At 46.2% G+C, this 13313-nt stretch carries 10 protein-coding genes; 6 read left to right on the forward strand and 4 right to left on the reverse strand.

All coding sequences use genetic code 11. The features are described 5' to 3' along the window. Positions 1 to 1358, reverse strand: a 1358-nt coding sequence (locus AB5H98_RS09830; protein ID WP_367925735.1) for a hypothetical protein, incomplete at its 3' end; no start/stop codon positions are given. A 21-nt stretch (positions 1359 to 1379) separates the two neighbouring features. After that, on the reverse strand, positions 1380 to 2144 hold the full coding sequence (locus AB5H98_RS09835; RefSeq protein ID WP_367925736.1) for a hypothetical protein: 765 nt from the start codon (positions 2142 to 2144) through the stop codon (positions 1380 to 1382). A gap of 291 nt (positions 2145 to 2435) precedes the next feature. On the opposite strand from AB5H98_RS09835, the gene AB5H98_RS09840 reads away from it, so the two are divergent. From AB5H98_RS09840 to AB5H98_RS09860, 5 genes are all read left to right on the forward strand, one after another. Then, entirely contained in the window at positions 2436 to 3458 is a 1023-nt protein-coding gene (locus AB5H98_RS09840) for a LacI family DNA-binding transcriptional regulator (RefSeq protein WP_367925737.1), read from the forward strand. A gap of 185 nt (positions 3459 to 3643) precedes the next feature. Further along, the gene (locus tag AB5H98_RS09845) at positions 3644 to 4714 is read left to right on the forward strand and encodes an AraC family transcriptional regulator (protein WP_367925738.1); all 1071 of its coding nucleotides are present in this window, start codon (positions 3644 to 3646) and stop codon (positions 4712 to 4714) included. Between the two features lie 117 nt (positions 4715 to 4831). Continuing rightward, positions 4832 to 7300 (forward strand): glycoside hydrolase family 2 TIM barrel-domain containing protein, encoded by a 2469-nt coding sequence (locus AB5H98_RS09850; protein ID WP_367925739.1) that lies wholly within the window; start codon positions 4832 to 4834, stop codon positions 7298 to 7300. A 21-nt stretch (positions 7301 to 7321) separates the two neighbouring features. Then, entirely contained in the window at positions 7322 to 8689 is a 1368-nt protein-coding gene (locus tag AB5H98_RS09855) for an MFS transporter (RefSeq protein WP_367925740.1), read from the forward strand. A gap of 176 nt (positions 8690 to 8865) precedes the next feature. Further along, complete coding sequence (locus tag AB5H98_RS09860) at positions 8866 to 10182, forward strand: MATE family efflux transporter (protein WP_367925741.1); 1317 nt, start codon at positions 8866 to 8868, stop codon at positions 10180 to 10182. 23 nt (positions 10183 to 10205) lie between these two features. Here AB5H98_RS09860 and AB5H98_RS09865 read toward each other — a convergent pair whose 3' ends face one another. Then, a complete protein-coding gene (locus AB5H98_RS09865; RefSeq protein WP_367925742.1) occupies positions 10206 to 10715 on the reverse strand; it encodes a CarD family transcriptional regulator in 510 nt (169 codons plus the stop codon). A 143-nt stretch (positions 10716 to 10858) separates the two neighbouring features. Beyond that, the gene (locus tag AB5H98_RS09870) at positions 10859 to 11872 is read right to left on the reverse strand and encodes a nucleoid-associated protein (protein WP_367925743.1); all 1014 of its coding nucleotides are present in this window, start codon (positions 11870 to 11872) and stop codon (positions 10859 to 10861) included. 221 nt (positions 11873 to 12093) lie between these two features. Here AB5H98_RS09870 and trkA point away from each other — a divergent pair. Continuing rightward, positions 12094 to 13313: Trk system potassium transporter TrkA (gene trkA / locus AB5H98_RS09875; protein ID WP_367925744.1), on the forward strand; the 1220-nt coding region annotated here is incomplete at its 3' end.

A 13313-nucleotide genomic window follows, 5' to 3' on the forward strand; every position in this document is an offset into this window, starting at 1 on the left:
TTGTCTACCTGAAGCGTAAAGTCCGCATCGCCCAAGCAGTAGTTCCATTGTTCTACGTGGGGATGACCTTTTTCCGTAGTGCCTTCGCCCACAGCGCGCACAACACCCAGCATAATGCGGCCCAATTGTTTCGGTCCGAGAATGCTCCAGGAAGTGGTGTGAGGTCCTTTGCAATCCTGGTCATAGATGCATGCGTCACTGTACTGCGTGAAGAACGGCAGACGTACATGGCAAGAATCATACAAAGCCTTATCGCTTTCGTTGCGCTCAACAACACTCAAAATAAATTCCATATCGTCCACGGCGTGAACAGTATAAGGCTCTTTGTCAAAGTTCGGAGCATAGAAAGCGGGCTCAGTAATATTGAATAGATTCTTGGAAGAAGAGACATAGCCTTTGCCCTTGCCAAACATTAAAATGACGGTTTCGTCTGCATAAAGTTTGGGATCTACGCAATGACCGGCTTTCAGCCAGCATTTGTAGTTGCGAATGCCGCCATCGTAGGTGCCGGGCAGCAACTCACACATAGCAAAGCCATTTTCGTTAAATTCCTTTTTCATGTCGCTCTCACGGGCAACATAGAACTTAGCGGGACCCGGTTTGGGAAGCTGCTTTGTGGGATCCGGTTTCAAAATAAAGTCACGGCCTTTGCGAGTAAATTGCTCAAACCATACATAGAATACTTCTTTGCCGGGTTTGGCTACCAAGCTGTGATCCGCACCAGCGGGAATGAAGCTCCACTCGCCAGATTTGTGAGGTACAGTAACTCCGTCTACCGTCATTTCAAAATCTGCGTCGCCCACACAATAGTTCCATTGGTGAACAGCGGGATGGCCTTTTTCGACAGTTCCTTCACCGATAGCGCGCACAACACCGACCATAATATGACCCAGTTGTTTGCCGTTGAGCACATGCCAGGAAGTCGTGTTAGGTCCTTTGCAGTCCTGATCATACTTTACGCATTTGCTCAGCGTGCGGAAGAAGGGCAAGCGAGCATGGCTGGCAGCATAATCGGCCCAGTCGTCTTCACTCATTTCGACAATGGACATAACAAATTCCATATCGGTAAAAGCCTGTACCTTATACGGGTTTTTATCAAATTCAGGAGAATAGAAGCACAGCTCTTCAATGGCGTTGGCGCCTTTTCCGTCTGCAACATAGCCGGTTCCTTTGCCGAAGAACAGCAAAACCAGTTTGTCAGCATACAATTCAGGAGAAACGCTGCAGCCAGCTTTCAGAAAACATTTATAATTGCGAATGCTTCCGTCATGCGTACCGGGAAGCAATTCGGTACGGGCAAAACCGGATTCATCGTATTCCCATTTCAAATCTTCGTTGCGTGCAACATAGAATTCCATAAGAATGTCTCCTTATTGACATTATTCCGGAAGTTTCTGACCGGGCAATACCTTGACGTCAAAATCTTTTTCACGTGCAAAATGTTCATACCATACATAGAACACTTCTTTGCCGGGATCAGCAACCAGGTCATGGTCCGGTCCAGCAGGAATGAAGCTCCACTCGCCAGCCTTATGAGCAACGGGTTCACAGTGATCTACAGACATATGGAAATCAGAATTGCCTACGCAGTAGTTCCACTGATGTACGGCGGGATGTCCTTCTTCGGTCGTGCCTTCGCCGATTGCACGGGTGGTGCCTACCATGATGCGGCCCAATTGTTTGCAGGACAGAACGCTGCGAGCCTCAGTGTTGGGACCTTTGCAATCCTGGACATAGCGGGGGCAATCGCTGTGTTTGCGGAAGAAGGGGAGATAAGTATGGTTCTCGGCAATGATCTTTTTGTCCCACTCGTTCAGATCAACGATGCTCATAATATATTCCATATCATCTACAGCATGGATTTTATAAGCACATTTGTCAAAGTTGGGTGCGTAGAAAGACAGCTCGGTGATGTTGTAAGCCGATTCGCAATCCGTCACATATCCTTTGCCCTTGCCAAAGAAGAACAACACAGTTTTGTCAGCGTACATTTCCGGAGCAACTTCGCAGCCTGCTTTCAAGAAGCATTTAAAGTTGCGGATGCCGCCATCGTAAGTACCTGCAAGCAGTTCGGTGCATGCATAGCCAGCCTCGTTGTAATCTTTAGCGATTTCTTCGTTGCGAACAATGTAGAACTTTTCCATTTTTTCATGACCTCCACTTAGATTTTAGAATGCGGAAATGATGAATGTAACCGGTTTCAATCATTTGCTGCTTTGATTATGCCACGTCAAAGCGCAAATGTCAATTTATTTATAAAAAAATCTTTTATATGATTCAATTTTATTGAAAATTGTGCGATTTGCCTTGAATCAAATGGCTTTTAAAAGATTTTTTGGCATTTTTGTTTGACATTGAGTTTGTAATCGGTTACAATTTTATTGAAACTTTAATGGTTCCGTCTCGACGCAGACGGCGGAAAGAGGCGTCTGAAAATGAATATATATGATATTGCGTGTTTGGCGGGCGTCTCTACGGCGACGGTTTCCCGTGTGCTCAATCACTCCGGTCGCGTGAGTGAGGCCTCCAGAAAGAAAGTGGAGGAAGTCATTGCAAGAGAAGGATATATTCCGAATGCCTTTGCACACAATTTAAATACGAAAAAAAGTCGTACAATTGGAATTATATGTCCGGTTATTTCTGACCCCAACCATGCATATCCGGTAGCGGAACTAAGTAAGTTGTTACGGGCAAACGGATTTGAAATTTTGCTTATCAGCACAGTCAGCAACGATGATTCCAAACGTCCATACTTTGTGTCCCTGATCAATCGGCAAGTGGATGCTGCGATTTTGATTGGATGTAACTGTTCCCGGCAGGAACAGGAAGATTTTGTTTATGCCGCAAAGCATGTTCCGGTATTTGTTTTGAACGGAAAGGTTGAAGGCCCCAATATTTATTGCACTTTGTGCGATGAAAAAAGTGCGGCAGAGCAAGTGGTTAAAAAATTTACTGAGGCCGGGTATCAGAGAGTTTTGTATTTGTACGACTCAGAAACCTATAGCGGCGAAATGAAATTGGCTGGTTACAAGGAAGGCATGCGTAAATATTCACAGGCAGAGCCTCTTGTGGTGCAGGTGCAGGACGAGTTGAGCTCTTTTTATAAAACATTGGATACGGTGCGTGATATGATTGGCCAGGTAGAGTTCGATGCGATTCTGACGGCGGACGACTCGCTGGCAATTGGCGCGGTAAAAGCGCTGGGAGAGGCCGGTCGACGGGATGTGCCTGCTGTTGGGTTTAACAATACGATTCTCAGCCGATGCGCTACACCCGAGTTGTCCAGTGTGGACAATCGAATGAAGCAACAGTGCGCGCTTACAGTTCAGACTTTGCTAAGTGTTTTGCAAGGGGAAAAGGCGCCGGCATGCGTGACCTTAGATGCACAATTGATTGAGCGTGGTCCGCTGCAAAAACAATTGGAGAGAAAACAAAGCGAAAAAAACGGCGTTCTTTAAAAAGAGCGCCGTTTTTGTTGTTTGGTGGTTGTATAGGTATAAAAGAATCGATTTTTGTAAAGTTAGATGGAATTTAAAGCGAATGATTAGAAAAAATGATATAATCAATAAAACTGTATACAAGAGGTGATGACGGAATGTTTTTGTTCCCTTTTTTTCCATCACAGGAAAAACAGGAGCTTACGATGGAGCAAGCTTGTTTTTCAAGTTCGGCCGGATATGATCCCAAAGCGGTTCATTCGGTAGAAAATATGTGTAATATGCGAAGTCTGAACGTTCCGTTTTGTATGAATATTATGGCGGGGGGACGTTTTCGTGATAAAAAGTCGATTGTGTTCACTTCGATTTCTGGTCCGGAGCATTTTTCGTTGGAGCGAAGCGAAAACGTGCACTCTTCTCCTATGCCGGAGGATGCATTTCCAGGTGCCGATGAGAATTGGGGCATTCAGATGCATCAACATGATTTTTTTGAACTGATGTATGTATTGGATGGGGCCGTAGAACAGCGCATTGAAAATGGCTGCTATTTTTATGAAAAAGGTCATGCCTGTTTGATGAATCGAAGTACCCGCCATTTTGAAGTAGTGGGCACAGATTACATTGTTGTATATTTGTGCCTTTCAAAAGAATATGCGAGAGAATTGGTAGGCGGATGGCGCGCAGGCGAAATTGAACATTCGCTTTTGCAACACTTTTTAGCCAGCAACCTTGAGGAGAAGGCCCAATATCATCGCGATTATTTGGATTTTACGCCTGTGGATGGATGCGAAAAAGGATTGACGGGCGCAACAAAGTTGCTGGAGTCTATGGCGCAGGAATTTTTGCTTAGGCAGCCAGGGCATATGCATATTTTAAAAGGACTGCTGGAACGGCTGTTTGCTTGTCTACAGGATGAGTCACTTTATCGGATGGCTCAGGTCATGCTTGGCAACAGCGCAGAAGCATTGCTTTTTAACAAGGTTACAGATTGGATAGAGCAGAATCCGGATCGAGTGACCAGAGCGGCTTTGGCACAGAAAATGAATTACAGCAGCGATTATATCAATCGTGTTGTCAAAAAACATTCCGGAATGAGCATCTCAGAATATAGCCAAATGCTTCGTTTAAAAAAGGCTGCGGAAATGATCAAGGAAGGAGAACAAAGCATAACGGAAATTATGACCCGCTTAGGGTTTGAAAACAGAACATTTTTTTATCGCCTGTTTCAGAAAAAATATGGAATGACCCCGATGGAATATCGGAGAGAAAATCGATGAAGGGTCTGTCCATGACACTGTCGGGCGGCGGTTTTCCCGTGTGTGACACTGTGACCGCCGCCCATTTTTTGTATACTTAATAACAAGAAATGGTTTGTTCGAAAGGTGGTTGATTGGATGAGGAGCAAAGAATGTCTGGATAAAGGCTGGAAATACCGAATCGGAGAGATCGGACCTTTCCCTAAAACGTGTAAAAAAAGCGGAATCATTGGTGGCTTGACTAATGTGGTCGGACAAGAGAAAGGTGAGCCTTTCGCGGGTGCGCGCCATGCGATGGAATATTTACGAAATGTACTTCCTGTGGCAGACAATGCGGAAAGCAAAATTGATGTTTCGACAGCTTTGATGGCCCAACTTCCTCTTAGCGCCCGGACACTGGACGGATGGAAGGACGTAGATTTGCCTCACGATTTCCGTCTGGAAATGGGTTACGATGATAATTCCTGGGCACAAGGATTTATTCCCAATGGAATCTGCTACTATCGAAGAACCTTTGAAATTCCCAAAGAGGACGAGGGAAAACGAATTGTTTTGGAATTTGATGGCGTAATGCGCGCTGCGTCTTTCTGGTACAACGGCTGTTTTTTGGGTGACCATTACTCCGGATACACCGGATTTCAGTTTGATGTGACGGAACTAACCAAGTACGGTGAAGAGGAAGGCGACAATGTCCTTTTGGTTCGGTGTGATACTACGACAGGTGATGAAGGATGGTGGTATGAAGGCGGCGGCATTTATCGTCACACCTGGCTGACAAAATACGAACCGGTCCATATAGACCGGTGGGGCGTTTATATTCAGTCTGAACTGAAAGGCACAGATGGAGTTCTCAATGCACAAGTGACAGTGTGCAATGAAACAGAGCAAATGCAACATTGTCAAGTGGATGTGGAAATTTTAGACCCGAGTGGCAGAGGAGTAGGGGAAATTCGTATTCCAGGTGAAGTGGAGCCCTATGGAAAGGCAACATTCTGCAAGGAGATCCACATAGCCAATGTACATCCCTGGAGCTGCCAGACTCCCGATCTCTATACTGCACAGACGGAGATTTTGGTAGATGGCGTTCCCACGGACCATTATAAAACTACATTTGGAATTCGTAGTTTGTCGTACACCACAGAAGGGTTAAAAATAAACGGCGTGCTCACCCCATTGTACGGCGCATGCGTTCACCAGGACTTTGCAGGAGTTGGAGCTGCACTTCCGGATGCCGTACAGGCTTATAAAATAAGACGGCTCAAGGAAATGGGCCTGAACGCTTATCGTTCGGCTCACAATCCGGCGACGTTGGAACTTTTGGACGAGTGCGATCGTCAGGGAATGCTTGTGTTGGATGAAAACCGAATTATTGAAGTGACGAAGCACCGTATGGAAGATTTGGAAGAATTGATTAAAAGTGCCCGCAATCATCCCAGTGTATTTGCCTGGAGCCTTTCCAACGAGGAAATGTTTGCAGGAAGTTATCAGGCCAAGAGAATTGTGCACAGAATGCTTGCGATGGCACGTCGGTTAGACCCAACCCGTCCATTTGTCTCGGCAGAAGCTTTTTTGGATCCTCAGGATTCGGCGGAATATGGACTGCGTTTGTTTGATATATTGGGATTAAACTATGCGGAATCATTGTTTGGCTCTGATAAATACTTCGGCCCGGCCAAGGAATATCCTCAGATGAAGTTTTTGAACACGGAGAATACGTCCTGGTTTACCACACGTGGAATTTATGAGGACAATAAAACAAGAGGACATTGTTCTAGTTTTGGTACACGTTACGTCATGATGGGCGGGGAAGGCGGTCCCATGGCGGGCGGTACGGCGCGCCCATGGCAGACTTGGCACTTTTATAAAGAAAATCCACGTACAGGGGGTTTCTTTATATGGACTGGATTTGATTATCGCGGTGAAACTACTCCCCTGCGGGAATATCAAGTGTCTTCCAATTTTGGAGTGATGGATACCTGTGGTTTTGCCAAGGATGATTACTATTATTATAAAGCATTGTTTGATCCAACTCCGCTTGTTCATATTATGCCTCATTGGAACTGGCCTGAGGTCGGACAGTTGAAAAACATTCGCATTTATACGAATTGTGAAGAGGTCGAATTGATACTAAACGGTGTATCTCAAGGCAAAAAACGGCTAGAAGGGGATTGGATAGAGTATCAGATTCCTTATCAGCCGGGAGTTCTCAAAGCGGTAGGATACAAAGACGGAAAACAACTGACAGAGGATGTGCGCGAAACTGCAGGTGTACCAGCCAAAATAGAACTTTCCGCCGATCGATTGTGCTTGTGCGCCGACGGAAAAGATGTGGCTTTTATAACGGCTAAGGTGTGTGACCAACAGGGAGTTCTTGTTCCAAACGCGGAAAACTATGTAACGTTCGAAGTAAGTGAAGGCGGAAAGTTGTTGGGGCTGGGCAATGGCGATCCAGGCTCAAGAGAGCGAGATAAAGCAACTGGCCGACGCGCTTTTTCGGGTATGCTGATGGCGCTTGTACAATCCAAAGAAAACCAGGTAGGAACGGTCGTCGTTCGTGCCAGCGCAAGCGGTTTGGAATCTTGTACACTGACGTTGTCCGTTGAATAAAAAAGAGAGGAAGGAATCAAGATGAAGGATACGACAGCGAAAAGACAACGCGAACTGGGAAAATGGAAACGGGAACTGGAACGGCCGCCCTATCGCGGGTATGGCGTAATGCTAGTCATTATGGTGGCCTTGGTTCATTTGCTGGACGAATATGCCAGTAGTTCGTCCGGCGCGATACAATCATCGGTCATCAACGAATTGTTTGTGCAGAACATGCACATGGATTATGCTGCAGGTTTGTCTATGCTTTCCCTGGTATCCCTGCTCAGCATGGTAGCAGCACTTGCGGCCACTTTCTATAAATCGCTTGCGGATCGTTATGGACGCAGAATTTTCTTTGTGCTCAGCGCTCTTGGAATGGGCGTTGGTATGTTGATTTGCGCGGTGAGCGAAAATGCTGCTATGTACTTTTTAGGACGTACGATTATTGGCTTTTTTACGGCAACCGATTTCCAAGTTATGTACATCATGGAGGTGGCACCGGATAACAAACGCGGCATTTTCTATTCGGTGACAAAGAGTCTTGGAACTTTGGGTATTGTATTGATTGCAGTGGTCCGTGGTATGTTTATGAATGTGGACACGGGCAATTGGCGTATGGTTTATCTGGTCCCTGCCATCGCCGGCATTGGGCTGGCGGTTTTGGCCATGGTTTTTTCACGCGAAACCAAGGTGTTCATGGAAAGACGTATTGAAAAGTTGGAGAATGAGCTGAGTGGGTCGCAGACTAAACAGGCACCGAAAAAGTCTGGAAATCTTCGGCAGGCATTCAAACTTTCTTTCCAACATCGGCAACTTAGAATGCAGTTGATTGCCAGCGTTTTGTTCATGGGCGCAATGATGCCCTTTACCGGTTATTATGAGTCGATCATGGTAGCAGGCGGTATGACTACACAGCAGGTGACCACAGCTCTGTTCTTCTATCCGATCTCCTGGGCAATTTTGCTCTTTGTAAGCGGATTTATCAGCGATAAAAAAGGAAGAAAATTTGCAACGATTCTCTTTGGTGTAATTGCAGTGGTTGCTCTGATTGGCTATATTCTGGGTGCGGAGAACGGAATGTCGCCGGTGTTGGTAGGCCTTCTGCTTGGAGCAGCAATTGGTAGCTACTGGACTTCCAGTAACACAATTTCTTTGATGACGGTTGAGGTAGCTCCCACCGTTTTGCGCGCTTCCGTTCAGGCGGTATTTGGAATCGTAGTGCTGGTAGGAACGCTTGCCTTTACGGCGGTTTATGCTGCTTTGGTAGCGTTTATTCCCTTAAAGCCTCTTTGCATTGGCGGCGGAGCAATCTGTTTGGCGGTATCCCTGTTGTTTGTGGCTCTCACAACGCAGGAAACAGCAGGACGTAAGCTGGACTCTGAGATGGAATCGGTCGCCAAAAAGTAATATCAAATTGATACTTGCACATTGCGACGCAATGCTTTATAATAAGTGCTGTTCACGCGGAGGGCAAGTTGTTCGCTAGAAATGACAAGCCGGATAAGGTGACGGGCTGAGATGCCCGCTATCTTATCCGGCTTTTTTATTGCCCATGCGAACATTTGAAAGCTGAGGAGAGAAATATGGAACTGAGTTCGAAAACGGTGAAAAAAGTTTATTTTCGGTATCTGTCGGCTGCGTTCGGAAGCGCTATGATCAGCTCAATTTATGGCTTAGTAGATATGGCGATGGTAGGCCAGTATCAAGGCCCAGATGGAACAGCGGCACTTGCGGTTGTGGCACCTGTTTGGAATCTGATGTATAGTTTGGGGCTGTTGATGGGAATCGGCGGATCGGTCCTGTTTGGAACGGCTCGCGGTCGTGGCGATAAAAGGGAAAACGAGTTTTTTTCGGCCGCCGTATGGGGAACAGTGGCCTTAGCAGTTTTTTGCTGGATAGCGGTTGTGTGTTTTGAACGTCCGATGCTTGTATGGTTTGGAGCGGATGAGCAGCTTCTTGTGCTGGCACAAGAATATTTAGAGCCAATAAAAATAGTGGTACCTTTGTTCTTGGGAAATCAAATGTTGGCTGCATTCTTGCGCAATGATGGTGCACCGGGGCTAGCCACTGCGGCCGTTCTTTCAGGTGGTATTTTTAACGTTGTAGGCGATTATCTATTTGTTTTCGCATGGGATAAAGGCGTGTGGGGAGCAGGTTTGGCAACTGCATTAGGTGCCGCTATTACATTTACAGTTATGTTGACACACTTCTTTTCTAGGCACAATACATTACGGATGGTCAAAGTCTCGGAAATGCGAAAGACGATTGGAAAAATTTCGGTGGCGGGTTTTTCGACATTTTTTTCGGATGTGGCTATGGGCATTTTAACAATGCTTTTCAATCGGCAAATTATGAAATATGCAGGAACAGATGCTTTGGCAGTTTACGGAATTATTGTAAATATCAGTACCATTGTGCAATGTTGTGGTTACAGTGTAGGGCAAGCTGCACAACCCATTTTGTCGTTTAGTTTTGGAGCCAAAAAGTGGACACTCATTCGAAAAACATTTCGATATGCCATCGGGACTGCGGTCGTTTTCGGAATTCTATGGACCGCGGCGGCGTTTATATTCCCGATTGGATTTGTACACATTTTTATGACGCCTACATCGGGTGTTTTAAAAATCGCACCAAGCATTATTCGATGCTACGGCGTTTCGTTTTTGTTGCTCCCTCTAAATGTGTTTTCGACTTACTACTTTCAGGCAATTATGAAACCCAACATTGCTTTTGTGGTTTCAACCGGAAGAGGCGCTCTGGTGAGTGGATGTCTGATTCAAATTCTCCCAATATTGTGGGGAGCAAGCGCCTTGTGGTGGGCTATGCCTATAACGGAGTTTGTGGTAGCTGTTTTTGTCCTTTGGAAAATGATGTTTTGCGCTAAAGAATTTTCGACATAATAAAAAGCAGGGAGATCCCTGCTTCAAAAATTACAAAGAGCGGGTCCCGCAAGTGCGGCTGCATCTTCCGGGGTGGACAGTCCAAGCGCGACGGCGAGCTCTCCGTATAATAGGTTTTCTGCGCGTTTTTTATATTCTTGTTCGGCGGCACTCAAATGGCGTCCGAGAACAGAAAATCGATGGGCCTTATTTCCAAGCGTTTTGATCAATTGTGCAAGACTTTCGCAACTGTGGGCGTGCAACAGAGAACGATAGTGATCCATCATTTCAGCACGGCGCTGGCTGGTGAATTCATCTTCCTTTACATCCGAAAGGGTTGATAAAAACGTTTGTGCTTGTTCTCGTGTGATGATGGGACGCATAAAAACAGGGGTATCTACGGGAACATAAATCATGCCGGTTTCATAAAGTGGATCCAGCTTATAATAGAGCTGTCCCGCCTTTCCCGGGGCTTTGCTAGGAGGATACCCCACTTCTACCACACGGCATACGCCGGTATTTCCGTAATAGATCAGATCGTTTTCTTGAAACATGGTAACTCCTTTTCTGGAAGGCAGGTCATACTGCCCTAATGAACAACCAAACTTATAAAATTATTATAGCACAATTCGAGAGACCAGTGTAAGCGCGAAAATTTGCAAAAAATAAAAACTCCGCCAAAAGGCGGAGCAAAATTTTAAATAAGAATGTTTTTGATGAGAACACTGGTGGTTCCGTCGGGATTTTTGATAAATTCAATGGCATTTTCATCCCGGTAAACACTGACAGGAACCTTGATTTCTACCCCGCCGGCACTCCGCAAAGACTGCTTTTCCATGCGCCGTACCGCCGCTGCAGGCATGGGAATGGGTTCATCCATCTGAATTTCTTTTTCTGCAAGAGCCTGTTCAAAGGCTTCGCGCGCATGTGGGAGGTTCCCATAGAGTTTTTCGCATAAGTCTGCTACCGGCGCAGGCTGCGCAGGAGCACCTGGTTGGCTGGAAGCACTGCGGAATTCGCGGAATTCTTCGCAGACAGCCGCCGCCAATTCCGCCTCGTCCACCCCCGTGCTTCCATAAAATTGCTGGTTGACCTCCACTGCAATATCACGAATTGCCGATAATTTCTCTTTGGGAGACATACCTGGTCTTACAGAGAGAAGGCGCTGGGAAAGATAGGCCTGCTTATGCCCGTCGATTTCATACTTTTTTTCTAGTACACGTACCTGATGTGTGGATAGGTCTACAAAAAATACTTCGTCAGCCTTTCCGGATGCGCTTGGAAGCAGATAGTCTTGCCGAGAAATACCAGTACTCGCGCTTCCAGTATCCAAATCAAAAAAGTGGGCGTAGCCTGTTTTGTAGTTCAATTTCATGCCGACAAAATAGTCGGTCCCATCGATATTCAGTAGTAAAAACGCTGCATCCGCCGCGGGAATGGAAGGGTTTTGCCGTACGATATCAAACCAGCTTTCCGCCAAATCCGTGGTAACAGCTAAAAATGTTTGATCCAGATGATCTAAGTGGGCGAGAAGGGGAGCATCGTCGGTAAAGGAACATGCCTTTGCCTCTTCGTTGTTCCAAGCCTTTGCCGCAAGACCACCCAAATAATGAAGCGCATCCTCGTTCTCGAGAAGAGTCTGCGACAAGATGGGAAAATCTGCATTTGGATCCAGAACATGCAGCACGGCAGCTTCCAACATGAGTTCCATATCGATTCATTCCTTTTTTGCAATTTGAAACAGATACGATTATAACGTGAAGGCTTTTAAAAAGCAAATTTGTTTCCTTTTTTAATAGCATAAAAACATTGATGTTTGCTCTTGTATGACTAGCAAAGAAAAGGTATACTGTTACTATTACTATTTTAGTTTGTATTTTGTCAGTTTTGATAAAATCAATAAAAGATGTGCCGAGAGGTGTCGTTAATTTTATGAAAATCATTGTTGCAGGCGATGGCAAAGTTGGACTGGCATTGACCAGGCAACTGCTGCGCGAAGGGCATGATCTGGTGACCATTGATTCCAATCCGCAGGTGCTTCATTCCAGTCTGGATCAATACGATGTGATGACGCTGGAGGGCAATGCGGCGGCGATGGAGACGCTCCGGGAAGCCGGCGTGGAAGAAGCGGACCTTTTGATCGCAGCAACCAGCGCCGACGAGACCAATATTTTGTGCTGTTTGACTGGACGCATGTTGAATCCGGCATTGCACACAATCGCTCGCGTGCGAAATCCGGAGTATAAAGAACAACTTTTTCATATTCGTGAGCAGCTTGGCTTGTCTATGACAATCAATCCTGAGTTGTCCGCTGCACACGAGATTTTTCGGCTGCTTCAGTTCCCGAGCTTTTTGCGCAGAGAAACTTTCGCAAAGGGGCGCGTGGAAATCGTAGAGCTGAAGGTGTTTGAGGACGGTAAACTGAATGGCGTTCGTTTGAGTGAACTTTACAAGATTGCACGGGTCAAGGTCTTGGTGTGTGCAGTGAGCCGTGGCGAACAGGTTGAAATCCCCAATGGTGATTATCAGCTTCAGGCTGGGGATCACATTTATGTAACAGCACGAGCGGCAAACTTGTCCCAACTGCTGAAAAATTTGGGAATCGGTATGCAGTATGTGAACCGTGCGATTTTGGTGGGCGGGAGCCGATTGTGTTTTTATTTGGCTCAGCGCCTTCTTCGTTCCGGTGTGCATGTTAAAATTATCGAAAAGAACGAATCCCGGGCACAATATTTGGCCGAAATTCTTCCGAAAGCGGATGTGGTTCTTGGCGATGGATCCTCACAGGAGGTCTTGGAGAGCGAAGGGCTTCGTCGTGCGGACGCATTGGTCACATTGACGGACATGGACGAAGAAAACATTGTAATTTCCATGTATGGAAGTGCCGCGGGTGTTAAAAAGGTAATTACAAAGGCCAACCGGCTAGAGTACAGCCGCATGTTTGAAGATATGGGAGTTGGTACGGTAATCAGTCCGAAGGCTCTGTGCAGCAATAATGTTGTGCGATATGTTCGCGCTATGCAGAATCAAAAGGGAAGTGTTCTTGCGCTGCATCGAATCGCAGGGGATCGTGCGGAAACATTGGAATTTCTGGTGGATGACACAGTGCCCTGGCGCGGTGTCCCGCTGAAGGATGTCCCAGTGAAAAAAGG

The organism is uncultured Ruthenibacterium sp., from assembly GCF_963558415.1.
Lineage (GTDB): Bacteria > Bacillota > Clostridia > Oscillospirales > Ruminococcaceae > Ruthenibacterium.

Bases quoted from the DNA above. Each gene is read 5' to 3' on its own strand.
- AB5H98_RS09835 (WP_367925736.1), bottom strand. From the start codon at position 2,144: ATGGAAAAGTTCTACATTGTTCGCAACGAAGAAATCGCTAAAGATTAC.
- AB5H98_RS09840 (WP_367925737.1), top strand. From the start codon at position 2,436: ATGAATATATATGATATTGCGTGTTTGGCGGGCGTCTCTACGGCGACG.
- AB5H98_RS09845 (WP_367925738.1), top strand. From the start codon at position 3,644: ATGGAGCAAGCTTGTTTTTCAAGTTCGGCCGGATATGATCCCAAAGCG.
- AB5H98_RS09850 (WP_367925739.1), top strand. From the start codon at position 4,832: ATGAGGAGCAAAGAATGTCTGGATAAAGGCTGGAAATACCGAATCGGA.
- AB5H98_RS09855 (WP_367925740.1), top strand. From the start codon at position 7,322: ATGAAGGATACGACAGCGAAAAGACAACGCGAACTGGGAAAATGGAAA.
- AB5H98_RS09860 (WP_367925741.1), top strand. From the start codon at position 8,866: ATGGAACTGAGTTCGAAAACGGTGAAAAAAGTTTATTTTCGGTATCTG.
- AB5H98_RS09865 (WP_367925742.1), bottom strand. From the start codon at position 10,715: ATGTTTCAAGAAAACGATCTGATCTATTACGGAAATACCGGCGTATGC.
- AB5H98_RS09870 (WP_367925743.1), bottom strand. From the start codon at position 11,872: ATGGAACTCATGTTGGAAGCTGCCGTGCTGCATGTTCTGGATCCAAAT.